The sequence below is a fragment of the Thioalkalivibrio halophilus genome (genome assembly GCF_001995255.1).
Taxonomy (GTDB): Bacteria; Pseudomonadota; Gammaproteobacteria; order Ectothiorhodospirales; family Ectothiorhodospiraceae; genus Thioalkalivibrio; species Thioalkalivibrio halophilus.
Window position 1 is genome coordinate 1 of sequence record NZ_MUZR01000024.1, and the last position, 24,704, is coordinate 24,704.

31 protein-coding genes are annotated in these 24,704 nt (G+C 64.9%); 4 read left to right on the top strand and 27 right to left on the bottom strand.

The features are described from left to right. Positions 1-124 precede the first annotated feature (124 nt). The 5 genes from B1A74_RS07595 to B1A74_RS07620 all read right to left on the bottom strand — a co-directional run bounded on the left by B1A74_RS07595 (position 125) and on the right by B1A74_RS07620 (position 3,943). A complete protein-coding gene (locus B1A74_RS07595; RefSeq protein WP_077244255.1) occupies positions 125-772 on the bottom strand; it encodes an Eco29kI family restriction endonuclease in 648 nt (215 codons plus the stop codon). Then, entirely contained in the window at positions 769-1,992 is a 1,224-nt protein-coding gene (locus B1A74_RS07600) for a DNA cytosine methyltransferase (protein ID WP_244269191.1), read from the bottom strand. The genes B1A74_RS07595 and B1A74_RS07600 overlap by 4 nt, the downstream gene beginning before the upstream one ends. Next, positions 1,976-2,416, bottom strand: a complete 441-nt coding sequence (locus B1A74_RS07605) for a very short patch repair endonuclease (protein WP_077244292.1) — start codon at positions 2,414-2,416, stop codon at positions 1,976-1,978. Before B1A74_RS07605 ends, B1A74_RS07600 begins: the two co-directional genes overlap by 17 nt. Before the next feature lie 87 nt (positions 2,417-2,503). Then, positions 2,504-2,749: a hypothetical protein gene (locus B1A74_RS07610; protein WP_077244256.1), complete on the bottom strand. Its 246-nt coding sequence runs from the start codon at positions 2,747-2,749 to the stop codon at positions 2,504-2,506. A gap of 597 nt (positions 2,750-3,346) precedes the next feature. After that, positions 3,347-3,943, bottom strand: coding sequence for a recombinase family protein (locus B1A74_RS07620; RefSeq protein ID WP_077244257.1), 597 nt, complete (start codon positions 3,941-3,943; stop codon positions 3,347-3,349). 232 nt (positions 3,944-4,175) lie between these two features. On the opposite strand from B1A74_RS07620, the gene B1A74_RS07625 reads away from it, so the two are divergent. From B1A74_RS07625 to B1A74_RS14150, 3 genes are all read left to right on the top strand, one after another. After that, positions 4,176-4,448: a CopG family ribbon-helix-helix protein gene (locus B1A74_RS07625; protein WP_018948375.1), complete on the top strand. Its 273-nt coding sequence runs from the start codon at positions 4,176-4,178 to the stop codon at positions 4,446-4,448. A gap of 26 nt (positions 4,449-4,474) precedes the next feature. Then, positions 4,475-4,729, top strand: a complete 255-nt coding sequence (locus B1A74_RS07630; RefSeq protein WP_341853164.1) for a type II toxin-antitoxin system RelE/ParE family toxin — start codon at positions 4,475-4,477, stop codon at positions 4,727-4,729. Positions 4,730-4,845: 116 nt separating this feature from the next. Beyond that, entirely contained in the window at positions 4,846-5,232 is a 387-nt protein-coding gene (locus B1A74_RS14150) for a hypothetical protein (protein WP_143592243.1), read from the top strand. 72 nt (positions 5,233-5,304) lie between these two features. Here B1A74_RS14150 and B1A74_RS07635 read toward each other — a convergent pair whose 3' ends face one another. The 15 genes from B1A74_RS07635 to B1A74_RS07705 form a co-directional block, all read right to left on the bottom strand. Next, complete coding sequence (locus B1A74_RS07635; protein ID WP_077244259.1) at positions 5,305-6,837, bottom strand: conjugal transfer protein TraG N-terminal domain-containing protein; 1,533 nt, start codon at positions 6,835-6,837, stop codon at positions 5,305-5,307. Next, complete coding sequence (locus B1A74_RS07640) at positions 6,834-7,172, bottom strand: hypothetical protein (protein WP_018878687.1); 339 nt, start codon at positions 7,170-7,172, stop codon at positions 6,834-6,836. The genes B1A74_RS07635 and B1A74_RS07640 overlap by 4 nt, the downstream gene beginning before the upstream one ends. Further along, positions 7,169-8,437: an integrating conjugative element protein gene (locus B1A74_RS07645; RefSeq protein ID WP_077244260.1), complete on the bottom strand. Its 1,269-nt coding sequence runs from the start codon at positions 8,435-8,437 to the stop codon at positions 7,169-7,171. The genes B1A74_RS07640 and B1A74_RS07645 overlap by 4 nt, the downstream gene beginning before the upstream one ends. 85 nt (positions 8,438-8,522) lie before the next feature. Next, a complete protein-coding gene (locus B1A74_RS07650; RefSeq protein WP_019568932.1) occupies positions 8,523-9,545 on the bottom strand; it encodes a TIGR03756 family integrating conjugative element protein in 1,023 nt (340 codons plus the stop codon). 11 nt (positions 9,546-9,556) lie between these two features. Further along, a complete protein-coding gene (locus B1A74_RS07655; protein ID WP_077244261.1) occupies positions 9,557-9,952 on the bottom strand; it encodes a TIGR03757 family integrating conjugative element protein in 396 nt (131 codons plus the stop codon). Continuing rightward, on the bottom strand, positions 9,949-10,374 hold the full coding sequence (locus tag B1A74_RS07660; RefSeq protein ID WP_077244262.1) for a hypothetical protein: 426 nt from the start codon (positions 10,372-10,374) through the stop codon (positions 9,949-9,951). Before B1A74_RS07660 ends, B1A74_RS07655 begins: the two co-directional genes overlap by 4 nt. After that, on the bottom strand, positions 10,371-13,112 hold the full coding sequence (locus B1A74_RS07665; RefSeq protein ID WP_077244293.1) for a conjugative transfer ATPase: 2,742 nt from the start codon (positions 13,110-13,112) through the stop codon (positions 10,371-10,373). The genes B1A74_RS07660 and B1A74_RS07665 overlap by 4 nt, the downstream gene beginning before the upstream one ends. Next, positions 13,112-13,531, bottom strand: a complete 420-nt coding sequence (locus tag B1A74_RS07670) for a TIGR03751 family conjugal transfer lipoprotein (protein ID WP_099049990.1) — start codon at positions 13,529-13,531, stop codon at positions 13,112-13,114. The genes B1A74_RS07665 and B1A74_RS07670 overlap by 1 nt, the downstream gene beginning before the upstream one ends. Further along, positions 13,488-14,891, bottom strand: a complete 1,404-nt coding sequence (locus tag B1A74_RS07675; protein WP_077244264.1) for a TIGR03752 family integrating conjugative element protein — start codon at positions 14,889-14,891, stop codon at positions 13,488-13,490. Before B1A74_RS07675 ends, B1A74_RS07670 begins: the two co-directional genes overlap by 44 nt. Next, complete coding sequence (locus B1A74_RS07680; RefSeq protein ID WP_077244265.1) at positions 14,876-15,658, bottom strand: TIGR03749 family integrating conjugative element protein; 783 nt, start codon at positions 15,656-15,658, stop codon at positions 14,876-14,878. The genes B1A74_RS07675 and B1A74_RS07680 overlap by 16 nt, the downstream gene beginning before the upstream one ends. Next, positions 15,658-16,284: a PFL_4703 family integrating conjugative element protein gene (locus B1A74_RS07685; protein ID WP_077244266.1), complete on the bottom strand. Its 627-nt coding sequence runs from the start codon at positions 16,282-16,284 to the stop codon at positions 15,658-15,660. The genes B1A74_RS07680 and B1A74_RS07685 overlap by 1 nt, the downstream gene beginning before the upstream one ends. Then, on the bottom strand, positions 16,281-16,613 hold the full coding sequence (locus B1A74_RS07690) for a TIGR03750 family conjugal transfer protein (RefSeq protein ID WP_017926573.1): 333 nt from the start codon (positions 16,611-16,613) through the stop codon (positions 16,281-16,283). The genes B1A74_RS07685 and B1A74_RS07690 overlap by 4 nt, the downstream gene beginning before the upstream one ends. Before the next feature lie 33 nt (positions 16,614-16,646). Beyond that, complete coding sequence (locus B1A74_RS07695) at positions 16,647-17,018, bottom strand: TIGR03745 family integrating conjugative element membrane protein (protein WP_017926574.1); 372 nt, start codon at positions 17,016-17,018, stop codon at positions 16,647-16,649. A gap of 12 nt (positions 17,019-17,030) precedes the next feature. Next, positions 17,031-17,264 carry a DUF3262 family protein gene (locus B1A74_RS07700; RefSeq protein WP_077244267.1) on the bottom strand — a complete coding sequence of 78 codons (234 nt, stop codon included), beginning with the start codon at positions 17,262-17,264 and terminating at the stop codon, positions 17,031-17,033. Next, entirely contained in the window at positions 17,261-17,563 is a 303-nt protein-coding gene (locus B1A74_RS07705) for an integrative conjugative element protein, RAQPRD family (RefSeq protein ID WP_038084421.1), read from the bottom strand. Before B1A74_RS07705 ends, B1A74_RS07700 begins: the two co-directional genes overlap by 4 nt. A 286-nt stretch (positions 17,564-17,849) precedes the next feature. On the opposite strand from B1A74_RS07705, the gene tnpA reads away from it, so the two are divergent. Further along, positions 17,850-18,104, top strand: a complete 255-nt coding sequence (gene tnpA, locus B1A74_RS14595; protein WP_425274676.1) for an IS66 family insertion sequence element accessory protein TnpA — start codon at positions 17,850-17,852, stop codon at positions 18,102-18,104. A 485-nt stretch (positions 18,105-18,589) separates the two neighbouring features. Here tnpA and B1A74_RS07715 read toward each other — a convergent pair whose 3' ends face one another. The 7 genes from B1A74_RS07715 to B1A74_RS07745 form a co-directional block, all read right to left on the bottom strand. Beyond that, a complete protein-coding gene (locus B1A74_RS07715; protein ID WP_077244268.1) occupies positions 18,590-19,471 on the bottom strand; it encodes an ankyrin repeat domain-containing protein in 882 nt (293 codons plus the stop codon). Between the two features lie 387 nt (positions 19,472-19,858). After that, the gene (locus B1A74_RS07720; RefSeq protein WP_077244269.1) at positions 19,859-20,602 is read right to left on the bottom strand and encodes a TIGR03747 family integrating conjugative element membrane protein; all 744 of its coding nucleotides are present in this window, start codon (positions 20,600-20,602) and stop codon (positions 19,859-19,861) included. Beyond that, positions 20,602-22,683: a type IV conjugative transfer system coupling protein TraD gene (gene traD, locus B1A74_RS07725; protein WP_077244270.1), complete on the bottom strand. Its 2,082-nt coding sequence runs from the start codon at positions 22,681-22,683 to the stop codon at positions 20,602-20,604. The genes B1A74_RS07720 and traD overlap by 1 nt, the downstream gene beginning before the upstream one ends. Further along, on the bottom strand, positions 22,680-23,210 hold the full coding sequence (locus tag B1A74_RS07730; RefSeq protein ID WP_244269193.1) for a PFL_4695 family integrating conjugative element protein: 531 nt from the start codon (positions 23,208-23,210) through the stop codon (positions 22,680-22,682). Before B1A74_RS07730 ends, traD begins: the two co-directional genes overlap by 4 nt. Beyond that, positions 23,207-23,719 (bottom strand): transglycosylase SLT domain-containing protein, encoded by a 513-nt coding sequence (locus B1A74_RS07735; protein WP_077244295.1) that lies wholly within the window; start codon positions 23,717-23,719, stop codon positions 23,207-23,209. Before B1A74_RS07735 ends, B1A74_RS07730 begins: the two co-directional genes overlap by 4 nt. After that, entirely contained in the window at positions 23,686-24,456 is a 771-nt protein-coding gene (locus tag B1A74_RS07740) for a TIGR03759 family integrating conjugative element protein (RefSeq protein ID WP_077244271.1), read from the bottom strand. The genes B1A74_RS07735 and B1A74_RS07740 overlap by 34 nt, the downstream gene beginning before the upstream one ends. Beyond that, a complete protein-coding gene (locus B1A74_RS07745; RefSeq protein WP_018158366.1) occupies positions 24,453-24,692 on the bottom strand; it encodes a hypothetical protein in 240 nt (79 codons plus the stop codon). The genes B1A74_RS07740 and B1A74_RS07745 overlap by 4 nt, the downstream gene beginning before the upstream one ends. Positions 24,693-24,704 lie beyond the last annotated feature (12 nt).

The following is a 24,704-nucleotide window of genomic DNA, read 5'->3' on the forward strand; positions in this document are numbered from 1 at the left end:
GTTATTCTGTGAATTCAGGGGGGTGGCTCATCCCCTACTGAGGCTGCGGGTCGCTCGCGGTAGAGGGCGCCCCGGGTTGAGGAGGCGGGCGGGTGGCTAACCGACCGCAGGCCTCCCGCGCAATTTAGGTGGTGATCATCGTTACATCATCCGGTGGCGGATTGTTCTCAAGGAAGTCCGCAGCTTCCCGCGTGATTTGCTGTGCCGTTTCGTTGCGAGGTTGGCAGAGTTCCGCCCAACCCCGCCCCGGATGCACAACATCCCACCGGGGCCTCGCTCCATTGCGCCGCCCGGCGCCAGGATCGTGGTTGCCAAATCCGTCCAAGACTGCATTCCAGAGAGGATTGAACTTTGCGATGAGGAGCGACTCACCTAGGGGGATCCAGATATCGTCAACTATCAGGAATCGACAATGGAAGTCCTCCACGCGAAGGTTATCCACTTCGTGGATGCTGTTCCGGTGCTGATTTAGCCGGCTGTGGAGAACGAATCCAGGGTTGGTGCCTACAGCTGTTCCTCCTTTTCGCGCCCCCTTTGGAATAGCCTTGCCAACATAGATCGGGGCCATGAAACGCCCTTCCCGATTGCGCTCTGCAATAACCTCGTAGGGAGAAAACTCGCCTGTGTAGTAAATGGCGTAGATTCCCGCGCCCCGGAACTGTTCAAGGTTCGCAAGAGGCACCACCGGCCGGCGCAACATTGCTTGTCCCACACTCTCGCCCAAATGGCGCTTGTCGAGGGGATTGAACGGGACGACATTGTCGTCCGTCATGCTTGGCTCCTTTCGTCCCGCCTCTCGGATGCCCGTACGCGTATCGCCGCCTCTGCAAGCTGTTCGGCCACAGACGCGGCAACAATCCGACCCAGGGCGACCGGTACGGCATTGCCGAGCTGTCGCATCGTCTCGGTCCACGAGCCGTGGAAGACGAACCCGTCGGGGAACGTCTGGAGTCGCGCCGACTCGCGCACGGTAAAGTAGCGGACCGTACCGTCATCGCGCACCATCATGTTTTCACCACCGGGCACGCCATGATCCCCTGCCTTGAGGGTCTTGGCGGGCAGGTCGAGTGGGCTACCCGTATGTCCCGGGTAGACGCGCGCGCCGTCCTGGAAATTATGGTTCAAGAATCCGTGGCGCTTGCGAGCACGTGGATCGGGTACGTCCCACAGCGCATCGCGCACGGTCCTCCACGGCTTTTCCCGCGACGGTGGTGGCTCCGAGGCGAGTCGGGCTACCCGTTTTTCCAGTTGCGCCGGAATGGCCGGGCGGGAATGCCGGGCTATTCGGTGTTTCTCCCAGTACGCGCCCGTTACCCACTGGGCGTGCAATAGCGCATCAAAACTGTGTGTTGCGCGGGGGAAGGACCATTCGATACCAAGGTCAGCGCGGAAACCGACCATGAAGACCCGTTCCCTTTTTTGCGGAATGCCGTAGTTTGCCGCGTTCACCAGCGTGGGAATAACGTTGTAGGTTAAACCCGTACCATGAGCACCACCGGAGGTTTTCACCTCTTGGAGGCGTTTGAGGTGGTCGGCCCAGGTCTCGTTACCGCGCAGGGTGACCTCGGGGAATTCGAGTTGCAGCAGTATGTACTGAAAGTAGTTGGCAAAGCTGGAACGTGTCAGGCCTTTAACGTTCTCGACTATGAATGCGCGGGGCTGCAAGCGCCTGACAATGTCCACCGTGGCAGGGAACATGTCGCGTTTGTCGCCGTGCGCGCCATGCCTTCCACCCATGGAAAACGGTTGGCAGGGCGGTCCGCCGGCCACCAAGTCGATGCCTCCGGGGATCGAGTCCCAGTTGAAGTCACGGACATCACCGCCATGCAGCGGCCAGTTGCGCACCAAGGGGTAGTCTCTTCGCTGGTTCTCGCGGATGGTATCGCATGCCCATTTGTCCCACTCCACGACTGCCAAGGGTTCAAATCCCGCCAGGGAAAGGCCCATTCCCAAGCCCCCTGCACCCGCGAACAACTCAACTGCCTTCATCATTTTTCATTCCTGCTTCGCGATCCAAAAACTTCTGGATCTTTCCTATAGCTGCCTCGGTGTCGCCCAGCTCGCATTCCCAGATGACAAGCACTCGCCAGCCCATCGCGAGTAGCTTCTCCTGATTGACTTCGTCGCGGCGCCGATTCCCTTCCAGCTTTGTCCGCCAAAAATCGACCTTGGATTTCGGCAGTCGGGCACGAGCGCACCCGCGATGTCTATGCCAAAAGCAACCGTGGACGAATATTACGGCGTGTCGAGACGGGAAGGCCAGGTCTGGACAGCCGGTCAGGTCCTTGCGGTGAAGGCGATAGCGATATCCCATGCCGTGAACAAGACGCCTGACCAGCATCTCGGGCTTGGTGTCCCTAGAGCGGATGCGGGACATTCGTTCACTCCGCTCGCTTGGCGCAAGTCTATCTGCCAGTTTGCGGCTCCTTAAGGTCGAATACCCGTCGGATAGGACCCAGCGCCCGGAGTAGCGGCAGCTCACGGCCAGCAAGCTGAACTCGCTTCAGTGCACGATGTTGGGACATAGCGTTGAATGTTCTTCCCCGGTAAGCACGAAGAAGTCTTCGAGCCTACCGTTGAGCGTAACCCCGTCCGCCCAGGTAAGGCCGATCATTCCCGGGCCCTCGCCGATGAAATACTGACCCAGATGGTCCTTGTGTACGGGATACCGTAGGCTGGTCCAGTAAACCGCCTCGCGGCGATCCACAGCAGCCATAATTTCCCGTGCGTTACTGAATCCCTTGCGCATGGTGATGGGTTTGTCCTCACCTGACGGGGTGGGCCTCCAGTGGCGCGACCCAGTCGAAAAGGCGGATACGCACCCCATTGGTATCGAGTCAGACTAAGGGGCGTGCGTGCCGCTGGCAAGGCTGGGGCTTTGCCTCGGTTCGCGCCCCCCTCTTAGCTGGGGCTCGGGCGCCGCCCCGTCGTTTCTGGATCGGTCTGCGTGTTCGATGCCATCAATGAACGGGATCCCGTGCTCGAGCTTGCCAAACCCGTAGTCCCAGAGCCAGCGCTACTGGGGCTGCGGGTGGTGCCTCTCCTTTGACCTTTCGCTCTGCCCTTTCCGGATAAGCCCCCTTGCCGTTCTCCATCCCATTCCCTTCCCGGGCCTTTCCCTTTCTTGTAGATGCGTTGCTCGTTAGCCGGTGTAGCCGCGTCTCGCCTTGGCAGACGCCCTTTGCGCCAGTTTCGCCGCTGCTTCGTCCAAGGTCCTGCACCAATCATCTCGGACCGTCCCCGGTCGGACGATACGACCCCACTCCGGGTGAGGGCGTAGGCCCCGAAGAGCCCCCGCCGGATGAACATCCGGTATGACCGGTATTGATGGCGGTCAGGGACAACTTTATGCAGGCGGATCTCGATCATCGCCACCCTCACGAAGTGCGGTTCGACCGCCGGGAAAGTGGCGATAGAGCGTGGCGGGCGAAACACTCAGCTGCTTGGCGAGTTCCCGCACGGGGGCATCGGAATGCGAAAGGACTGTCCACGCAAGGGCCAGCTGTTCGTCTGTAAGCGCCGGGGGGCGTCCGCCGGTGCGGCCACGCTGGCGCGCTGCGTCGAGGCCCGCACGGGTCCGTTCCTGCATGATGGAGCGTTCGAACTCGGCCACTGCGCCAAATACGTGAAAGACCAGCTTCCCGCCTGGGGTCGTGGTGTCGATGGATTCCGTCAGGGACTGGAACTCGATCCCGCGCTCCTCCAGGTCCCCGACGGTGGTGATGAGCTGCCGCATGGATCGGGCAAGCCTGTCCAGTCTCCAGACCACCAGGACGTCGCCCTGCCGCATGTAGTCCAGGGCCTCCCGAAGCTGCGGGCGGTTACGCTGGGCTCCGGATGCGCGGTCCTCGTAGATCCGGTCGCACCCGGCCTGCCGCAGAGCATCGGTCTGGAGCGATGGGTCCTGGTCCCGGGTAGAAACGCGTGCGTACCCGACTTTCATAGGCTTGGCCTCTCGAAACTCATGGCTATGCTAGGTTTTGCGACAGTAGGTTTCAAGACATGGTTTTGAGGCACTGAGCCGGAAGAAATCGAGTCGCTCAGATGGGTTCGGCTTGGCCGTCTCGAAAACGATCGTTTTTGATACTGGCTGTTCGGTGATCGGCGGGGTGGACGCGGGGCCGGGTACCGCGCTAACTTGATATAAGGTAATACCACGTAATACGAGGGCCACCATGGCAACGTCCCTGAAAATCGATGACGCGTTGAAAGATCGCCTCCAGGATCTCGCCGCCCAACGCCGGAGGTCGCCTCACTGGATCATGCTGGAAGCCATCCGCCAGTACGTTGACCGCGAGGAAGCCCGCGAGAGTTTCCGGCAGGAAGCCCTGGCGTCCTGGTCGGCTTACCGGGAAACCGGGCAGCACCTGACCGGGCAGGAAGCCCGCGACTGGTTGAGTACATGGGGCACTGACGTTGAAGGAGCCGCGCCCGAGTGCCACGAGTAATCGTCACCGCAGGCGCCGCAGAAGGTTTGGAGCGATGCAGGCGCGCTCTCGCCACTAAAGCCCCGGATGCCGCCAGGCGCGCGGGCCAGGCGATCGAGCGGCAATTCCTGCTGCTGGAAACGGCCCCCGATATGGGGCGGCCGGACCCTGAAATCCCCGAGCTGCGCGAGCTGGTGATTGCCTTCGGTGACTCCGGCTTTGTGGCGCTCTACCGACACGAACCGGCCGACGATGCCGTGTATGTCCTCGCCTTCCGGCACCAGAAAGAGGCGGGCTACTGATGGAGCTTGAGCTTTAACCGCTTGTGCCGCGCGTCGTGGATTGGTCCCCCGGGCCTTGAATCTCGGGCCGGCGTGCGCTACTGGTGTAGTTAAGGACGAAAACGACTGGATAAAGCATGTTGGTACTTACGACACTCATTCTTGCCCCCTTGGCCTTGTTCCTGGCCGCTGGGCTCGTCACTTCGATCCGCCGGCGAGGCTGGAAGGCCGGCGTGCGGCAGTTCGGTGTGGCCTCTGCGGGCTTGGGCTCAGGTGTGGCGCAGGCTGTTGGTCGAAACGCCGTCGCGGCGCCCGTTTCACCACACGCACAAAACGGCGTTGAGCCATTGGCATCGGGGGTTAGTTCGGGAGAACTATTGGCGGTGCTTCTGGAATCCGCCGCAGCAGAAGGCGGCGAAAGCGAAGAGTTTTCCGCCTTCGGAACGCCATCAGAGGACATCGCCATGTCCCCTGGGAGCTACTACGGCGAAAATGATTACGCGCACTATGCCACCAAGGAGTGATGGGCTTATAAGCTGTTGATGCCCATCATCGTCTGACAGCACTCCTCCCTCGCCAACAACGAGCGCGGAGTGTTACTTCTTCCCTCGACTAGCAAAACGACCGGCGGCGGAACCGGCGGCGGAGGCTGCGGCGGGCCCAGCGTTAGCCATTGACCCCGTCGTTTTGTCGCCTGCAGCGACGGAATCGGCCACCTTATAACCCGCCCAACCGACAATCATACTGAACAGCACTGGAAGGCCGATGTGCAGGAACCCGATTGCCATGCTCAGGATGCTGGCCTTTGTCCCTCCATCAGCAGACAGCAGCGACCCAAAACTCGACGCCATATAGCTGCCCGTGGATGGATACAACGCCGCCATCATGTTGTCCTCCAGCCAGCGGCTGATCGCCCAGAGGTAGGTCCAGAACGTGATCGTGAGGATCGAGGCCGTTGCGATGAACACCGGCCCCCAAGAGTACAGCGATAACACGAGCAGGATGGGGAGCAGCATGTAGATCCCCATGAGCAGGAAGCTCTGCACGATGGGCGCGGCCTCGCGGATGGTGAGCATCATGGGGCCATGGGAAAACATTTCCTGCGCGCCGAGTCCAATCCCCGCTGCGATCGTCGCGAAAACTCCACCCCCTGAGTCGGTATTGATCAGTTCGCTGGTAGCGATTGGTGCGTTGACCGCAGCTTGATCGACCATCCGGCGGATCATCCGGTCTTCGATCTCCTCGTCCGAAGTCCCGAAGAATCCGGATACCCGGTCCCGGATCCCCTCAAAGGTGCTGGTTTCCATTTCATCCAGGATCTGCTGCCGCAGCCCGGGTCCTCCGTTCCCGCTCCACCAGTCCTCGCAGGACGGGCGGCCGTAAGGCGGCTCCGCGCCCTCGTTGTAATCTGGATCGTCTCGGGCCGGGTTGTAGTCGAAGCCGTGTACGGGGCTCCCGGCCCTATAGCGGTCATAGAATCCATCGGTTTGCAGGTAGACCCGGGAACCGATGAACTCGGGATCATCGGTGCCGTGCGTGGCCAGCAGTGAATCGACGTCCGGACGCTCGCGCTGGAATCGAGAGCGGGCCGGGATAAAGCACTCATTCGTGAATCGTTGGACGTTCTGCGCCACTTCGGGATCCGAGATCCGTTGTTCATCGATTGTCAGGCGGGTGCGCACCATTTCTTCCGGGCACCCGATACCGGCGATCGCTGCGCCAGTGATCCCCTTCGAGATCGCCATGGTGCCGTACCACCAGACCGGTACCGAGGCATTCGAGAGATCGAACGTAGTCGAGTACGTGGTGTCTTCGATGCTGGAAATGTCCGGCACTTGGCCGCAGGTGTTCTCAAACTCCAGCTCACTGAGCGTGAGGGGCCAGATCGGCTGTGCAGCCAGCACGACGACCGAGAGCGCCTTTACGATCTCGACCTCCATCATGTGGACGGACTTCCGGCTCCCGGCCTTGGCCTCCTGTCCGGTGTAGTTGTCCACGAAGGCTCGGATCACGATGATCAGAAAGGGGATGAACGCGATCCCCGAAAACACGAGGATGTCCCACAGGTTCTGAAACTGCATCCACCCGAAAATGGTGGTGAATGCTTCGAGGGGATGCCCAACGGTCATACCACTAACTCCACGGCGCGGCCCAGCAGGTTCTGCCCCAGCAGGATTTCCAGGATCACGAGCCAGGCCGCGACTCTCCAGCGTGCGTCCACCAGACGTTGTTGCGACTCCGGCGGCAGGTGCCCGCCGAGCCAGGTCACCCAATACCGCCAACCCAGCACGACCGCCGCGATCAGCAGCCAGCGCCAACCGGCCAGCAGCCACTCAGTGCGATCGAGGCGGGCCCGCACCGCCTCCGCCCCTTCGATCATGTTCCACGCGAGCCCCGCCACGATGACGATCGCAAAGGCGGCCGCGACCCCAATCAGGAGGTGGCGCGGGATTCGCGAAATCATGGCTGTGGCACCACGCCGCCACGGATTGGGGCGGTCTCGATCGGTTGCGGGGATGGGGTGCCGCTGGAGGCGCGGGTGCGGCGCTGCGCTTCACGCAGGATCGACCCGGCCGTATTCGACACCACGGCCTGACGCGCCTCGATCTCCATCATCAGCGTGTCGATCTCGGAGGTGATCTCCTCGACGCCGTCGCGGATGTCTTCGCGGGCGACACCGGCCGCGTCGATCTCCGGTGCCTTCCGCCCGCTCAGCAGCATGCGGCGGGTCAGGAGGGCCTGCTCCATCGTGCGCGCGGTCGCGACTTCCTGTGCCAGCCGTCCCGTCGCCACCATCCGGTCGGATTCCGGGAGTTCACGCAGCGCCTCGATCAGGCCGCGCGACACCCCCACGCCGGGGGCCGAGACGTCGCGCAGATTGCTCCGCGTCGGATTGGTCGCCCCCGAGACGAGCTGCATCAGATCCTCGCGGACCTGCTGGTTGGTTTCTTCGAGGATGGGCAGGAGGCCTACGCCGGGGGTGGTCTCGCTTTCGCACCCCTGGCAGGTGCGGATGTGCTTGTCTCCGAGCACCCGGGTTGCCCACTCCTGAGCCTCCTGCGGGCTGCTCCAGGTCCGTGCCAGGAGGGGTGTTTCACCACCGCCTGCATAGGGTGTGCCGGCGTTCGGGGGCCGATCCAGGGTGATGTTGTAGCCCGCCTTGACGGTATCGCTGATCACGTCAATCGGCTCCTGCCCCTGTCCGCCCCGGCGGCCCCCGATCCATTCGGCCCCATCGTTCCCGGCGTTCTGATCAATCTCCTCCTGGACCTGCACGATGTCGCCCCCGGAGCCCATGGCTGCACGCCAGTCATCGCCCTTCGAGAGCGTGACCCACTCCTGGTAGGGGTTGCGGCCGTCGGCGATGGCGGCCTCCATTTCCTCGCAGCTCTGCGTCGCGAGCGAAAGCTCTTCCTCGGCGCGCAGCAGGTTGTTCTGGAACAGATCGTACAGCCCGGGGTTGGACCTCTGGAGCACCATGGCCGGCAGGGAGGCGATCGCGTCCGTCGCGGACTGGACCATCTGATCGACCATGTCTTCCATGCCCTGAGCGACTTCGTTCAGGGTGTTCTCGATGCTCAGCAGGGGATCGAAGCTGCCACAGCTATACCCCGCACTGGCCTCCGCGCCGAAGGCCAGCCGGGTCGTGGTGACATTGGGATTCGGGGCATTGGAAATGGGCTCGGCACCGCCCACTTCGTAGTACCAGAACCCGTCTTCGGACGGCACCAGAGCATGGCCGGCGGTAGGTCCCCAAAGCGCCGCGCAGGCTGTAGCAGCGATCAGTGTTTTCCGCATCCGCATGATCCGTCTCCTAGAACGTGACAGAGCCGAGGTAGACCTGGCCCCCGATTTCGCAGCAGTTGTAGGGACGCCATAGGGTCCACACGTAGTTGCCCTTGAGGTTGGTCTTGTCACTGGACCAGCCCTCCTTGTCCTCGGTGTCATCCTCCCCGAACACCTCGCAGGCGTTGGTGTCCGTGGGCATGTGCATCTGGAACGTGCCGGTCTCTTCGTCCCGCTCCACCAGTTCGGGGGGAAGCCACACGCGGTAACCGTCCTCATGCACCACGTCGTCGCCCGGGAGCTGCTCGTAGACATGCCCCGACTGGTCTTCCCGAGTGGTAATGTCGCCCGCCCGCTGCGCGACGATCGCGGCCGCCTTGGCATCCTCCGGCTGGGAGACATAACCCGACCGGGGGTACACCGCACCCCAGGTGTAGTCGTCCCACTCTCCGATCTCCCGTTCACCCTCCTGGAGGGATTCGAGGTAGAACATTTCGGGCACCGCGTAGCGCCAGGCGAGTACGCTGGTCGCGGACTGGTAGTAGGGGTGGAAGGCTTCGGCCGTGGCCGCGCCCGGACAAATGTACGGGACGTCGATGTACTCCAGGATCTCCATGAAGGGGTGCCCGACTACATCCGCTTCCTTGAATCGAAGCTGACGGGCATCGCGGGAATGGCGCCCCTCCAGCGTGTTCCCGCCTCCCACGAAGGCATCGAACGACAGGATCGATTCGGCGGCGGATTCCTGTGCGGACCCTAGCGCTCCCCGGATCTCGGCCCACGGGTTTTCGCCGGTGTTCTGGTAGGCCGAAATGACGGCGTCCGGGACGTAGTGCCGGATCCGCTCGGTGGTGACCACGCTGCACCCGGTAATGGTGCAGCGTAGCCACAGACAGACCCCGATGATCTCCCAATTCAGGCAGGACGAGAGGGCGCTGCTCGTCTGTGAAGTGATCTCGGAGGTACTAATGGTGTCCGGATCCTCGGCCTTCGCGGGGCTGCCCACCAACAGGCAGAGCGCGGCCACGATTCCGGCGCCGATGCGGCGCATGGACCCCCGGATCATTGCCGCCACCGTTCATACTCGCGCAGGCCGCGCGCGAGATCCGTTGTGCCATACACCACGGCCTGGCCGTCGAAGACGATGGCCGGTACTTGTTCAATGTTCAGACGATAGGCGCGCAGCAGCGGATCGTAGGCGGCTTCGAGATCCCGATGCGCCCGGGCGTCCAGGCGCTCCTGAGCGATCGCGGCCGCGGCCTCGGGGTCGGCTGGAAGCCCCTGACTCAGGGCCTCCGTGGCTCGGTCCACGGCGTCCACATGATGGATCTCGATGGGGATCCCCCGGCGGTCGGCTGGCGTGGTGGATACGGTCGTACCGGTGGTCACGAAGACCTCGATCTGCCCCGGGTCGGCACTGGCGGGGCTGATCCCCACTAGGAGCAGCATGGCAATCATTCGTCGCATGAGCGGCCTCCTGCGCTGGATGTCGAGGGAAGGTGAAGCTGTGCCCGAAAGCGGCACTGAGGCTCGTTCAGCATGCGCTCGCACACGCGGCCTTCTGCCTCAGCCAAACGGATCGCCATGTCCCGCAGCGGACCCGCGCGCACCTCGCCCTCCTCGAACTCACGCGCCAGCGTCTCGGGCGTGCGCCCGTACACGGTCAGCTCCATCAGAACGGCATCGCGTTGGGTATCGGTAAGCCAGCCGCCCTTGTGGATCAGCTGGCCCTCGCCCTGCAGCGGGAGGGTGTGGATCTCCAGTTGTTCCGGGCCACCCTTGTTCTCGGGCATCAGGAACAGGCCCTTGCGACCCCCGGCGACCAACAGCCATTCGGTCCAGGCGAAGTCGCTCGCCCAAAGGGTGTGTTGATTGATCACGATGCGTCCCCTCCGATCCGGCGTGCGACTTCTTCGGCGGCTTCGACTTCCGAGCATCCCAGCTCGTCCATGATCTTTCGGCGTTCCGATTTCTCGTGCTTCTCGGTCATCGCCAGGGCCAGGGCGATCGGGGGTGGGACGTTGCGGAACAGCGTTTCGACCTGGTCGGCCAGGACCACGCCCTCGACGTACTTGCCGGGTTCCTTGCGGGCTCCGAGCAGCAGGCTCTTCTGTTCGCTGGTGAGGTCCTTGAAGCGGGCGATCTGCTCGATCTCCTCCTTCGGCATCACCAGGCACATCCACCACTCCATCATGTTGAGCATCTTCCGGGACGCATCCGGGAAGTCCTCCAGGTTCTGCGTGGCGATCCAGAACCAGGCCCCGAGCTTTCGCCACATCTTCGTGATCTTGACGACGTAGGGGGCGAGCAACGGATTGGTCGTGATCATGTGGCCCTCGTCGGTGAGCACGAGGGTCGGGCGTTCGGAGTGCTGGTGTTGCTCGACCAGGTCGTTGATATGGTTCATCAGGCCCACGTAGGCGACCGTGAGCTGATCCTCGTAGCCCTCGCGCGCCATGATCCCCATATCGACGATCGTTACGTCGGCCTCCGGCCAGCGCTCGCCGGCCCGGTTGAAGACCTTGCCGGCGAACCCGTGACAGAACACCTCCATGGACTGCGCCATTTCGCTGACGCGCTTGCGGCGTTCGGGGGAATCTTCCTCCTTCGCGACCTCGTGCAACCCGGCGACCACGTCCTCGGTCAGGACCTGTTCACGCCCCGCCGCGCGGACGTTCTTGGCGGCACGGAGGATGCCGTTGGCGATGGCCGTGTTGTCCGGGCGGCGCATGTGCGCCTCCTCACGCGGATCGCCCCCGGTGATCATGATCTTCGCCGCGATCTGCATTTCGCCGAGCAGGTCGCGCCCCTCCTCGATGTTGTCCTCGTCGTCTTCGTCGAGGTCTTCTTCCTCGATCTTCCTGTCCACCAGGGGGTCGTCCAGGAGCTGGGTCGCCGCCGCGAACGGCGGCAGGCTGACCCGCTCCTTGGGGTTCAGGGAGACCTGATTGACCGAGACGCCACGGTGGTCCAGGTACTGACCCAGCAGACCAAACGAGTTGCCCGCCTCGATGATGAAGATCCGGGGGCGGTAGACCGCCACCATCTGGAGGATCAGATAGGTGAGCAGGGCGGATTTGCCGGCCCCGGTGGGGCCGAGGATCAACGCGTGGGCGTTCTTCTTCCGGTCCGAGGGATGCAGCGGATCGAACATGAGGGGCTCGGCGCCCCGGTTGTAGAACAGAAACCCGGCGTGGTCCGTCCCCTTCGTGCGCCCGTAGAGGGGTAGCAGGGCGGCGAGGTGGTCGGCGTACACGTAGCGGCTCCGGCGCGTGACGCGCTCCAGCGCCGGGTCATAGGCCATCGGGAGCGCGCGCAGATAGGTGTCCAGCGGGAGCAGCTCGGCCTCTCGGGTGATGATCTGGAGGCCGTTCGCCACCAGACGCGAGGCCAGCTCGTTGCACCGGCGCACCAGCTGCGTGTCGTCCTCCGCGCGGATATAGAAAGCGATTTGGGTGGGGTAGAGCTTGTTGCCTCGCGCGAGTTCTTCCTGCGCCGTTTCCACCTCCTCCAGTGCCAGCCGCGATTCGATGTTGTCCCCACGGGACGCGGCGTGGATCTGCCCGATGTGATTGGAGACCTGGTCCTGCGGCTGGATGGTAATCGTGACCGAGAGGATCGTGCCTTCGGGAGCGCGATCGAACAGCGCATAGATGTTCTCGCCGGCCTGGCGTTCCGCCGTGAAATGCCCCGTCTTGGGCGCCTGACGCAGGCTCTGGACGTTCAGGACCGCATGGGGCATCCCGTCGAAGCGCCAGACGCCGGCCTCGGCATCCGACACCGGCATCGAATACGTGAACAGTTCGGCCAGGTCGCGACCGAACGGGAGATCCTCGTCACCCGGATAGGGGGCAACGTTCAGCAGCTTCTCCGGGTCGCCATCGGCCACCTCGGGACGCGGGTTGAACCACGGGACGAGCCACTCATACAGATCCTGCGCCTTGCAGCGCTTCACGCCGACCCCGACGGCTTCCAGGGAGGTCGCCCATTGGGCGGCGACCTGGTTGAGCGTCTCCTCGGGCGACAGGTCGCCCGAGATCGAGCGGCGGTACAAGCACGCGCGCACGCGACGTTTCTGCCCGCGCCACGCGCCCCCGGTGACCTGCTGATCGACGAAGAGACCGCCCTCCTGCGAGATCCGGTGGAGGTGGTCGTCCACCTCTGCGAGGTAGGCGTCCCGAAACGGATTGTCCTCGGACCGCTCGCGGGCGTAGGCCCGGATATGGTCGGTGACCCCGCCCAGGGCGGGGTCGTCCTGCACGAAGACCTGTAGCACCCACGGTGAACCGTCCACCTCGGGGACCGCGTCGGTCAGTGCGCCCTGGATCTGTTGGCGCAGGTCCTCCATGTATTCGGGCGTGCGCGCCTCGGAGCTGGCCGGGGTCAGCTCGAACAGGGCGCCAACGCTGTTTTGGTCCTCCAGGAGGAACACCTGAGTCGTCGGGTCGTAGTCCGTCCACGGGAGCAGGTCCGTGAACGAGTTGGGCCGGCGGTAGAGGTCCTTGACCTCGGCCTGCGTTACCGGCCGCGACCCGCCCAGGTTCGGGTCGGGCCCCTGATTCTCGTCTTCATCCCTGGCCGAACGGCCGGGTAGGAGCGAGGTGAGCATCTTCAGCATCATCGGGCTCCCGCCTCTCCGGGGAGTGCATAGTGGTGGCGGTCATACATCGGGAACGACGTCGAATACCCGGGCACGGGCACCTCGTCGCGACCGGCCAGGTGCGGGTAGACGAACATCACCAGGGTCGGATTGGACACCCGACTGAAACGGGTTTCGATTTCGTCGTGTGCGGACCGGGTGTAGCCCGCGAGATCCGCCGTGCCGTCCTGGACGTCTCGGCCGATCGGCTGTTGCAGCGCCTGACGCGCGGCATCGACATCGGTGCGCCCCATGGACTCGAAGTGTCCTTCGTACACCTCGTCCATTGTGGGGCCGTCCTTCGGGATCACCTTGTCCGCCGAAGTGGAGGCGCAGCCGGCGGTCAGGACCGCACTAATCAAGAGTGCGATGGGTAGAGCGGCGCTCGAACGCTTCATGGGAGACCCTTCTGCCTTCAAGTTCATAATCGATCCTCAGTTCCCGGTCGAGGTGGACGGCGACCGTCTCGCCGGCGGGGGCGAAGACCGCGTCGAAGTGGCTTTCCTGGCGTTCCCGCAGCCACTGCGCGACTTCGCGGGCGGCACCGGAAGCCGCGCGGCCGGCGATGAACTCCCCGGTGTCGCCGGTGACGATGTTCTGCGTGAAGCCCTCCTGCCCGACGATCTGCGTGGTCTGCGCAGCGGCGGCTGCGTCCGCAGCGGCCTGTGCCGTCACGATGCCGGTAGCCTGTGCCAGGTAGGCCGGCGCATTGGAAATGCGATCGCCCGCAATGCAGGGAACGCCCTGTTCGTTGGAGATCCAGCCGAGAGAGTCCCCGGAATCCCCGTCGGGGTCCGGCAGGGTGCGCACGGTGCCGTCCTGAAAGACGAACGTGACCGACTCTACCGAGCCCCGGACGCAGGACAGCGTCCAGTCACCCATCGCGGTTCCGGAGAAGATCATGCCTTCGATGTTGGGGATCTCGATGTCGTTGGCGGCCAGGTTGCGCTCGCCGACGATCACCTTGAAGGGCACGGGGTCCTCGACCGTTCCGCCATGCGGTACGCGCCCGATCAGGGCCGTCATGGCGGTCGAGCCCATCAGGGTCGAATTGCGCGGCACCGTGTACCGGGGATCTTCCTCCGGCGTATCCGTGCCGGTGGCGCGCGCCGCCGTGTCGCGGGCGTGCTCCACGCCGGCGGCGCCGCGATCCCGGATGGTGCCGGCCACCGACCGGCTGCGATCGAGGAGTCCGCCCCCTTCTTCTTCGGGGTCATAGCCCACGGGATTCGTCCAACGCAGGGTGTCGGCGGACTCGGGTTCGGCCGTGCGCGTGCGGTCCTGAATGACCGGGGCCTCGTCTTCCCGAATGCCTAGACCGATCGGAATGTCGCTCCCGGGCACCAGGTCGGGATCTTCGTCGCGCTGCTCCAGCTGCTGCCCCATGTCCTGTACGCGGGAACTGAGCTGGTCCATGCGCCCGAGGAGTCCCTCCAGGTGGCTCTGGCGCTCGGGGTCCGGCTCCTGCCGTGCTTCCTCGGCCAGCTGCTCGCGCATCCGCTGGTTGTCTTCGCGCAGTTCGCGCAGCTGTCGGCGCGTCTCGCGCTGCTCGGCCGTCAGGGTGCGGATGGTGTCGGTGGCCGTGTCCGCGTCCGGTTGCGCCGCCGCCTGCCGCTGGTCCAACGAGTCCGGTGCCTCGGCCGTCGGCTCGGTGCCGCAGGAGCGAAGCATCACCAGGATCATCAATGCGCCAACGGCCAGGCCGATGATCGGCAGAAGTCGATTGCCCTTGGTGGAAACCATCAGCGCACCCCCCAAAAGCTCTCGTCAAAGGGGCGGTCCGACACGACATACACGGCGGTTGTGTCGGCTTCGTGGCCGGCCGGGTGCAGCCGTGCATGCTGAAAGGTGGCCGTCAGCCAGTCGCCCCGGAGGTCGCGGGGGTCGAGCGTCACCGGGGATTCCGTGGCGTTGCGTAGCTTGACGGCGGTGACGTACCAGCGCCCGCCGCGCCAGGCCGCGAGCGGTTCGGCGGTGACGGCCGCGCCCCGGACCAGGCGGACCGGTTCCTGGTTCAGCGAAACCTGGCGCACGCCAGGCATCTGCGGGGCGAGCCGGCTGGGGCCATACAGGGATTGGGACGCGAATCGCGTCAGCGCCACGTAGTCCAGGTTTTGGTGGTCGGGTTCGGCGTCGGGGACGTCCGTCGCGTGGTCCCGCCGACTCCCCGGCCGATGAATGACGACCTCATTGGCGCGGGCGCCGTCTTCGGCCGAAAGGTCGAGCATGAACGTCGCCCCGGATTCGACATCGGCAATGACGGCGCGGGCGGGGCCGAACGAGGATTGCGCCTTGAGATAGGCGATCCCGTCGTTCGAGAACACGCGGACCTGGTCATCGATGTGGGGTGGAAGCCCCACGCGGACGTGCCCTGCAGGGAAGCGGATCAGCCGCTCCTGCCCCACGGGCAGGGTGACCTGGACGGGCGCTCCGTCCCACGTAATGCGGTCGGGGCTGTCGCCGGCGGTGGCCGACACCGGCCCCGCGAGGGCCGCGATAAGGGCAATGGCGAGGATCGGGCGCATTACTGCTCCTCCTCCGGGTCGATGCGATAGGGATCTTGGACGAAGCCCGCGAGGGCGAGTCCCCAGGGGTTCGATTCAGGGTCGATGTCGTAGGCGACCACCCGCAGGGGGTAGCGGATGAAGACCTGCTTGACGCGCTCGCCGTCGATGCGCTCCTCGACCTCCACGTCCAGCCATACGGTCCACGTCCCGTCCCCCGTGGCCTGCACGCGGTCCGGGGTGTAGCGCAGGCCGTCGATCTCCCGGATGAACCGGCTGCGATCCCGCAGCTCACCGCGCCGTTCGCGCTGTTCTCGGTCCGCTTCGAGGGTTTGCTGAAACCGTGGCGTCAGGAACGCCTGCAGCGACCACAGGTTGTCCGCGTAGTCCGCGCGTCCGTCCTCGGGCCAGCGATGGACCTGCTGCCAGATATAGAACGCGAAGGTGTACACCGACGCGGGATGCACCTCTCCGGCTTCCAGAACCCCGCCGGTGCGCAGCTCCGGGGGGATGTGCACCGTCAGACGGTCGGGGGCCTGCTGCCACCCCCACCACAGGCCGAGGGCCACGAGCGCCATGACGCCGATGACGCCCCGGAGGGTGTTGATGTGCGATCGGGCGCTGTCGAGTTCCTTGCGGTATCTCACGAACGTCTCCCCAGGTCCCAGGTCCCGCTGCGTAGCGTCACCGGGACCTTGCGCAGGCCGCTCCGGTGAAGGGCGAGCATGGCGCGTTGTTGGTAGTAGCCCGTGGGGCGGCCCCGCTTGATCTTCTGGAAGATCGTGGCGGTGATGAATACGGTCCCCAGCACGGCGACCGCCGCGAATCCGACGCCCATCATCGGAGCGCCGACCACGAAACCGAGCAGGATCCCGACGGGTAGCCAGCCGATCACGGCGAGCACGAGAATGGCGAGCAGCTCACTGGAGGAGCAGCCGCGAAAGATGGGCGGCTCCTCGTTAAGCCGCTCGGCCATTCGGTTTTCGAGTCCGGGTGTCGCCACGCGGCATTACTCCATGATCGAAATGGCCTGATTGACGAAGAAGCTCAGGACGAGGAGCACCACGGCACCCACCACGCCAAGCAGACCCACCTCGCCCCATTCGGCCTTGCCTTGGCGGGCCTCATTGAATTTGGTCAGCGCGGTCCAGGACACCCACAGGAAGGAGGCGACGGCGATCAGTGTCCCGAGGACGATCGCCCCCTCGAAGATGTAGCCGCGCATGAGGTCGATCCAGTTGCCATCCTCGAACCCTCCGTCGGGCTCGGGTGCCGTCGGCAGGTTCTGCGCCCAGGCGGGCGTGGAGTGGAGGGCGACCACGACTCCAGTCATGAGGATGTGGCGGGCGCGGGCCCATTGGCGTTTGCAGGTATTGAGCATCGAAAAGTCCTCCTATGGACGGATGAAGTAACCCACGAGCATCACCACGACGGCGGCCCGTACAGAGACCCAAAGCAGGTCGAACATGGGTGTCTCGCGATCGCTCCAGGCGCGGAACTGGCCCATCACGACCCACATGAGCCAGCTCAGATAGGTGACCGCGACAATGGCCGCGATCGCGAGCCCCAGGTCGGCGCCACTCGCGCCGGCCCACTGCTCGAACTGACTGGAGGCATCGCCGCTCACCGGCGGTAATCACCACTGAGGGGCTCGACCCGGCGCGGTTGGGCGCGCGGTGCCCGGAGGTGCTCCTCGATGCCGGCCTGCACCCGCTCCAGGTCGTGGCGCAGCCAGTCGTACTGGAAGCGGATCCGCGCGTCGGGTTCGGCATGGGCTTCGGCCTGATCGACCAGCGCGTGCAGGGCCTGGATCTCGTGAGCGAGTCGGCTCAGGCTCTCGCGTTCCGCATCGCGGTCGGCCAGGGCCGCCGGTGTGAGGGTGATCATCACCACGCCCGTAGCGAGCGCGACAAGGGTCCTGTGCATGACGTGTGACTCCGAGGCGTTAGCGTGAGCCACAGTCTTCTGATTCCCGGCCGTGGCGACTACGAAAAATCCTCAAACCGATCGCGAGGGTTTTTCGGACGCCAGGGTTGAGCCCCTGCGCCGTGCTATTCGGGCCTTCGGAAAGGGCGGGTTTGGCGAGGGTGAAACGTGGGTGGGTCCAGCGGGTCACGTCGCAAGCCCGTAAGCGTCCAGCGAAATACATTCTTTCGTCGTCCCGCCGCGGGTCCGATCATGAAGCCGAGCCCAGTTGGAGAGGAACGGCATCATGGGTTGGAGGCGACGGAGTGGGGAGGAGTGGCAGCGATTGGTATCGGGATGGCCGCGTAGCGGTCTAACCCAGGAAGCGTATTGTGCGCAGCACGGGATCTCCGTCGGTAGCCTGCAGCGCGGGCGTCGGCATCCTGGATGCGGAAGCGGCGACGGCGCGAACGGAGGGGAGTGCCGCGACCGAGTTCGTCCCGGTGAAGCTGGTGGGCGATCGGCCCCCCACCCCCCCCCGCGGCGGGCGGTGCGGAGCTGACCCTGGTATTGGCCGATGGGGTGCGGCTCGAGATCGGGACGGCATGTCCGGCCGAGACCCCGAAGCGGGTTCTCGGAGTCGTGCGGGAGTCCGCATGATTGCGTTGGACGCGCGGCAGTCACCCCGGTGGGGGTCGAGATCCGGCATCGCTCGTCGGCTCGCGTTTTTCAGCCAGCGTCGGCTCTTACGAGTCTCCACCGTAGCGCGGCCCGGAGGGCCGCGAAAACACCGGTCAGTCTCTGAGGTGTTTGATGATGAACAGGTAGTTCGCGGCGATGAGAGCGAGGATGGTGAAAATGACTTCCATCATGTCGGAGCTCCGGGTCGCGGCATCCTGTGAGTAGGCTTCGCGGCTGTTTCCCCAGCCATCTATCTGCCAAGCACCATCAAGCGGGCACGATGTACTCTCCTTCGTCGATTTCTTCGTGCCAATGGATGAGGTTCACGCCGTCGTCGCGGATTCGGTCTGATGTAAATCAGAGGGGCTACTCGTAGAGCTCTTCGCGGAGGCGCCAATAGACATCATCGGATTCGGTGATGAGGGAGTTGTTGTCGGCCATCCCCGCAGCTGTGAACCCCTCAGAGGTTACTACGCTGGCGTCGGCGCCGTGGTCGAGCAGGATTTCGACCATGTTCGGGCCGCTGACCGCAGCGGTTAATATGAGGGTGGTTATTCCGCTCTCGCTCCGCGCATTTACGTCAGCGCCGCCCGCCAGCAGGGCCACAGCCATCGCCGGGCCGTTTTGCAACGCGGCGAACTTGAGGGCGGTCATTCCGCGCTCGTTCCGCGCATCGATTTTGGCGCCATGGTCCAGCAGGGTCTCGGCCATGTCCGGGTCGTTGTCCTGAGCGGCGTACATGAGGGCAGTCGCTCCGGTAGCGGACCGCGCATCAATGTTGGCGCCGTGGTCCAGCAGGGTCTCGGCCATGTCCGGGTCGTTGTTCTGAGCGGCGTACATGAGGGCGGTCATTCCGGTAGCGGACCGCGCATCAATGTTGGCGCCGTGGTCCAGCAGGGTCTCGGCCATGTCCGGGTCGTTGTCCTGAGCGGCGAACAGGAGGGCGGTCATTCCGCGCTCGTTCCGCGCATCGATTTTGGCGCCATGGTCCAGCAGGGTCTCAGCCATCGCCGGGTCGTTTTGCCCCGCGGCGACCATGAGCGCGGTCGAGCTGTTTTCGTACCGCCGCGCATAAATTTTGGCGCCCGCCTCGATCGCGGCCCTAGCTTCACCGGGGGTGCCTGCCCACGCGGCCTGGAAAAGCCGGTTCGTTGGATCCGACGCGAAGGCCGTTTGCAGGAACAGGCCCAGGACCAGGATTGCCCCAAGGGCGATGCTCGGCAGCAGGGGGCGTTGGTTGCGAATCATTCCGCCACTCCTTGGGTTGATGTGTGGGTAGGGCACCGATCGAACCGCCACTATACCAGTGCGGGTTTCCCTCGGTTTCACCGGCCCTGTGTGAATTTTTACTACGCTTCCTGGGTTAGACCGCTACGCGGCCATCCCGATACCAATCGCTGCCACTCCTCCCCACTCCGTCGCCTCCAACCCATGATGCCGTTCCTCTCCAACTGGGCTCGGCTTCATGATCGGACCCGCGGCGGGACGACGAAAGAATGTATTTCGCTGGACGCTTACGCAAGCCCGAGCGGGGGGTGCTGTGTCGAACGTCGGTGGGAAGGGGTTTGGCGTCCGGCCGTCCGGGGGTGGAGAAACGCCCTGCGCTCGTGACACTCGCAGCGGCGGGAGGGGTTCTCAGAGGTATTTCTTGAAGCTCGATGCCGTAATGGCCACGGTGATCGCATTGAGCAGGGCGAACGGGAGAATGACCCAATTCGGGTGGACCGAAAACGGCAGCGCGAGGTAGACCACCCAGGCCATGGCGATCGAGGGCGCCATCAGCCGTTTCGCGTGGTGGTAGACGAACGACGATTCGCGGCCACCCCCCCAGCGGCGCAGATCGCGCTGCACGAGTCCATCGACCAGGGCCACCATGGCGAACAGGACGAACACCGGCATGGCGAGGGTCAGCACCCCCAGGCGGAGGGCGAAGACCTGCGTGATCGCCATGCCGGCCAGGACATAAGGCTCAATGGAGTGATACCCGTTGCGCAGAGAGTGCACGATCCGGCCATCCTCGGGGTGCGCGGGAATCGACAGCCACTCCACGAGCGAGTGGATCCCCGTGTACTCAAACAGGAAGCGATAGGACACCTCCGCGAAGCTGCGCGCGTAGCTCCCTGGATCCGCGGTCAACATGGACTGACGAAAATCCTCGTTGAGGTAGCCGATCTCGCGTTCGAGCATCTGCTGGCTGTGCTGGATGCCTTGGTCCGGCCAGATCCAGGTCATGCCGACCCATTCCGCCACCAGGGAAAACAGCAACGCCGCGAGCAACCATAGGACGGTCTGGCCCGCGAGGTTCAGCGTTCGCCCGATCAGCCCCGGCTCGCGCTGCTGCGCGGGGTGACTCGATGTCTGCCGGCGCGCGCTCGCCATCAGGCGGGTTCCTGCGGGGCGACCGGCATGGCGGTGTCCTGCCACCAATGCTCGGCGGTGGTGTAATCGCGCTGCATGCGCTCGGCGATGTCGGCGAGCGACCCGGGCATCACCGGATCCGCTTTACTGTCCGGAAGCGGCATCCGGATCTTCCAGAGCTGTCCCCCCTCGATCAGGGCGAACGCCTGACCCTTGGGCAGGGTGACGATGTCGGACGGCGTGAGCAGCGGGACCTCGGTTACCGTGATGCGGTCTTCGTTGCGGCTGGAGAAGTGCTGGTCGGATTCGGGATCGGCCGAATCGTTGGTGCCAGATACCTGCATGAGCGTGTTGATCTCGACCTGCGGAAGTTGCTCCGTGAGCATTTCGGCCGTCTCGTACTCCTTCACCCGCAGCATGACCAGCGTGTTGAAGTTACCGGCCACCTGGCCGGCCTTGGGCTTGGATCCGATCCGGGCCTCGACGTCGGACCAGGTCTGCGTATAGGCCGTGACCTGGAATCCCGCTCCACCGGCCTTGTTCAGCAGCGGGATGAACTCGTCGCCGATCAGCTCGTTGAACTCGTCCGCATGCACGTTGACGGTCGGAAGCCCCGACCGACCACCATCCGGTAGCCCGTCGTCCTGCCCATGCTTGTACAGCTGACCCGCGACGGAGCAGAGATCCGCGAACATCGAGTTGCCCACGGCCGCCGCCACGTCCGCATCCGAGAGCGCGTCGAGACCCACATAGACGATCCCGCCGGTGCGGATGATCTCCCGCCAGGAGAAGATCGGGCGCGGATCGTCGGTGTCGAGATAGTCGGGGGCGATCAGCTCCGCCGTCTTGCCGGTGGTCAGCTTTTCCATCAGGGGGAGCAGCGAAGCCACGATCTTGTCGAAATAGGTCTTGTCGTACTCGAAGGCGCTGCGCAGGCCGTCGGCGACGGGGTCGAACAGCCCCTGCTCCTTGGCGTAGAGCATCAGGGCGACGGCACGCTTGTCCCGACCCTGAAGGTTGCGCGGTAGCTGACGTTCGTTGGTGTTGGCCTCGCGCCGCCCCACTTCCTCCTTCCAGCCTTCGGGCGCCACACTGGGGAGCCAGTGCTCGTAGTATTCGATCAGCAGCGGCTCGATGTAGGTGATGTGCCGGAGGATCTGTTGGTAATCGGGGCGTCGGCCCAGCGCCACGATCGCCTGGGACACGATGTTCACGAATCGCCACGCGAACTCCTTGAAGGCGGCACTGTTGCCTTCGCTCGGGAGCTGGTTCGAGACACGGGTGGCGACCTCGGTAATGCGGCTGAACGACCCGACGGCGTTGTAGCGTGCCGAGTGGTCGGGGTAGCCCAGGTGACACATATAGAACTGGTCTTCGCGCCCCGCGCGGCGGGCCTCCGCATACATCCGCTTGAGCAGTTCGGCATCTCCCTTGGGGTCGATCACGATGGTGACGTCGCCACGCCGGATGTCCTGAGTGATCAGCACTTCGGCCAGCCGCGTCTTGCCCACCCGGGTCGCGCCCAGTACGAGGGTGTGCCCCACGCGCTCACCGAGATCCGTCCAGGCATCTTCCTCGTCCGGTTCCACGGCGTGCAGCGCGGGTTTTCCACCCACGGGAGGCAGAGGGGCCAGGGGGTTCCACCAGGATCGTTTCCCGAGTGCGCGCGCAATGCCGCGCAGCCCGGGGATGGACTCCCACTGGACCTCCTTGCGGCGGGCCCAGCGGTACAGGGGTCCGGGATCCACGTAATGCTGGACCTCCGGTCGGATCGTGTCCCGCAGGCGCTGCGTGTGCTTCTGCGTCCAGCGGAACCCCCGTCCGAGGTAGAGCTTCCGCCGCGAGACGGGGATTTGTTTCGCGCTCATGGAAAACTCGGGTAGCTGTCGGAGGTGGCGGTGATACCGCACGATCCGCCACCCCTGACGCGCCCGGTGCACGGCCAGTGCCCCGAGCATCGCCGCCGCGACCCAGGCGATCGAGGGGGTCATCATCAGGGCCCAGGGCGCGGCGACCGCGATGACGGCGGCGGCGCCGGCCACAAAGGCGGAGTAGAACTCGACCGGCGGCCGTAGGAGGGCCTCGACGGGCAGTTGGCTCATTGTTCGATCCCCTCGCGCGAGATCAGGACCGGGTAGACGTCGAGCTGCAACCGCTCGGCGAGATCATCGCCGTGCGAGAGCTGGACCGGGATCCCGTGCGCGGTGTCGCGCACCCGTTCGAGGTCCTCGGGGCTCTCCGCCTGAACGAGCATGCACACGGCCCCCGCCTGCATGAGCGCGACCCGGTGGTGTTCCAGCCAGGCGAGCGATTGCGGATCCGATCCCACCAGGCAGAGCGGGCGCGGCATATTTCGGAGTGTCTCGCGCACATGCGCCGGCGGCTGCCCCTGCAGCGGTGCCACGCGCAAGCGGGAGGGTTCGATGGGCAGCATGCGCTCGGCCGCGTCGTTCAACGGGGGGAGTGCGGCCGTATTGCGAGGTGTGGGGTCCTCGGCGCCCTCCAGGCGCTCAAGGTAGGGGGCCGCCGGACGGCCCTCGCCCGTATCGAGGATCACCTCCAGGGCCTGCGCAGAGGCAGAGACGAAGAGAAGGGGCAGCAGGGCGGCCAGGGGGGACTTGACGATCACGGCAGAGCCTCCAGATGGTGTTGGACGCGGGCCCGGTGGCGGGCGGCGTTGGTGGTGTTCGAGGGCGCGTGATAGAGGCCGCTGGCTTCCAGCCAGTGGCCGCTGCGTTCGTACTGCTCTCGCAGGATCGCGGCACCGATGCGGAGGTTGCGATAGGGGTCGAGGGCCCGCGCCGGGTCCTGGAGACGCGCCTCGTGCCAGCGCCAGTTGACCTGCATGAGTCCTATATCGATGTTCCGCTTCCCGGCCGCGAGGTGGCGCTCCAGGGCGTCCAGCGCCTCCCGGTACGTGCGGTATCGCTCCGGCCGTCCACCCACGTTGAGGGTCCAGGGCCACGGCCGCGCCGCACCCGTGGACAGCCGTGCGCCGGACTCGGCGGCGGCGAGGGCGTACAGGACATCGGCCGGAACACCCTCGGCCTGAGCGACGCGGTGGTAGCCTTCAGGAACGCCGGCTACCGCCTGGGTCGCGAGCGTTAGGGCAAGACCGGCTGCCAGCGCTGCCCGGATTGCCGCAACAGCGAGGGCGTGTCGTGATCGGCCAGCGTGCCGTCGTCGTGATTGAGGGTGATACGACCGGCTCGCACCAGGTCGATCGGGACCGCGTTCTCCGCCGCCCATCGGCGCACCTCCTGATCCGCATCGGTATCCGTCAGAAAGACGTCCAGCCGCCATTGGGCCCCGTCCTGCAAGCGCTCCACGGCGCGTTCCAGGATGTCCCCGCAGCGGTTGCAGTCGCGGGCGGCGACCAAGACCACGCGATCATCCGCACGGAGGTCATCCAGGGTGGGCGTACTCGGCTCACTCATGCGGGGCGTGGCACCCGTCGCGGAGCCGGACCGGTCACGCGGCTCGATCAGCACCCTGTCCGGGTAGAGGCGATCCCACGCGGCATCGTAGGCATGCTGGAAGGCCAGTTCTCCGGTGACGCGATCCCGCTCCTGCTCCACGGCCAGCTCGGCGTAGTACCGACGTTCGCGCTCGGTCTCTGCATGAATCCCCAGGACCCATATCGGGTCCAGATCCGGCGACCAGAGTCCCCGTGGACCCTCCATGATGGCGTCGTAGCGTTCCCACTCGGCGTCGGAGAGATCCCAATGCTGTGTCCGGGCCGGTGCCGTTTCGACGCCTTCGGACGCTCGGGCCTCGGCGCGGGTCGCGTCGGACTCGACCGAACTGGCCTGCACGGTGCCGGACAGTCCGGTCGTCACCAGCAACGCGATCACGGAGTAGCGAGGCCGGGTCATGGGTACCCCCGCATGCAGGGTCGCCCATCAATGAAATAGACCCGCTGTTCCCATTTGGACGAAAGGTCGGCTTCGACCCGGGTCCGCTCGGCGACCTGGTCAAGGCAGGTCGGCGGCGGCTCGGGAATCGCGACGGGCTCGACGGGGGGCGGATCGGGTGTCACCTCGGGTTCCGGTTCGTGCGTGGCCGCGATGACGCCGACTCCAATCAACAGCAAAACGACAGCTCCACCCATGATGGTCTCCTG

Coding starts and splice junctions, on each gene's coding strand:
- B1A74_RS07595 (WP_077244255.1), bottom strand. CDS start 772: ATGACGGACGACAATGTCGTCCCGTTCAATCCCCTCGACAAGCGCCAT.
- B1A74_RS07600 (WP_244269191.1), bottom strand. CDS start 1,992: ATGATGAAGGCAGTTGAGTTGTTCGCGGGTGCAGGGGGCTTGGGAATG.
- B1A74_RS07610 (WP_077244256.1), bottom strand. CDS start 2,749: ATGCGCAAGGGATTCAGTAACGCACGGGAAATTATGGCTGCTGTGGAT.
- B1A74_RS07620 (WP_077244257.1), bottom strand. CDS start 3,943: ATGAAAGTCGGGTACGCACGCGTTTCTACCCGGGACCAGGACCCATCG.
- B1A74_RS07625 (WP_018948375.1), top strand. CDS start 4,176: ATGGCAACGTCCCTGAAAATCGATGACGCGTTGAAAGATCGCCTCCAG.
- B1A74_RS14150 (WP_143592243.1), top strand. CDS start 4,846: ATGTTGGTACTTACGACACTCATTCTTGCCCCCTTGGCCTTGTTCCTG.
- B1A74_RS07635 (WP_077244259.1), bottom strand. CDS start 6,837: ATGACCGTTGGGCATCCCCTCGAAGCATTCACCACCATTTTCGGGTGG.
- B1A74_RS07640 (WP_018878687.1), bottom strand. CDS start 7,172: ATGATTTCGCGAATCCCGCGCCACCTCCTGATTGGGGTCGCGGCCGCC.
- B1A74_RS07650 (WP_019568932.1), bottom strand. CDS start 9,545: ATGCGCCGCATCGGCGCCGGAATCGTGGCCGCGCTCTGCCTGTTGGTG.
- B1A74_RS07655 (WP_077244261.1), bottom strand. CDS start 9,952: ATGATTGCCATGCTGCTCCTAGTGGGGATCAGCCCCGCCAGTGCCGAC.
- B1A74_RS07665 (WP_077244293.1), bottom strand. CDS start 13,112: ATGCTGAAGATGCTCACCTCGCTCCTACCCGGCCGTTCGGCCAGGGAT.
- B1A74_RS07670 (WP_099049990.1), bottom strand. CDS start 13,531: ATGAAGCGTTCGAGCGCCGCTCTACCCATCGCACTCTTGATTAGTGCG.
- B1A74_RS07680 (WP_077244265.1), bottom strand. CDS start 15,658: ATGCGCCCGATCCTCGCCATTGCCCTTATCGCGGCCCTCGCGGGGCCG.
- B1A74_RS07690 (WP_017926573.1), bottom strand. CDS start 16,613: ATGGCCGAGCGGCTTAACGAGGAGCCGCCCATCTTTCGCGGCTGCTCC.
- B1A74_RS07695 (WP_017926574.1), bottom strand. CDS start 17,018: ATGCTCAATACCTGCAAACGCCAATGGGCCCGCGCCCGCCACATCCTC.
- B1A74_RS07705 (WP_038084421.1), bottom strand. CDS start 17,563: ATGCACAGGACCCTTGTCGCGCTCGCTACGGGCGTGGTGATGATCACC.
- tnpA (WP_425274676.1), top strand. CDS start 17,850: ATGGGTTGGAGGCGACGGAGTGGGGAGGAGTGGCAGCGATTGGTATCG.
- B1A74_RS07715 (WP_077244268.1), bottom strand. CDS start 19,471: ATGATTCGCAACCAACGCCCCCTGCTGCCGAGCATCGCCCTTGGGGCA.
- B1A74_RS07720 (WP_077244269.1), bottom strand. CDS start 20,602: ATGGCGAGCGCGCGCCGGCAGACATCGAGTCACCCCGCGCAGCAGCGC.
- traD (WP_077244270.1), bottom strand. CDS start 22,683: ATGAGCCAACTGCCCGTCGAGGCCCTCCTACGGCCGCCGGTCGAGTTC.
- B1A74_RS07740 (WP_077244271.1), bottom strand. CDS start 24,456: ATGACCCGGCCTCGCTACTCCGTGATCGCGTTGCTGGTGACGACCGGA.
- B1A74_RS07745 (WP_018158366.1), bottom strand. CDS start 24,692: ATGGGTGGAGCTGTCGTTTTGCTGTTGATTGGAGTCGGCGTCATCGCG.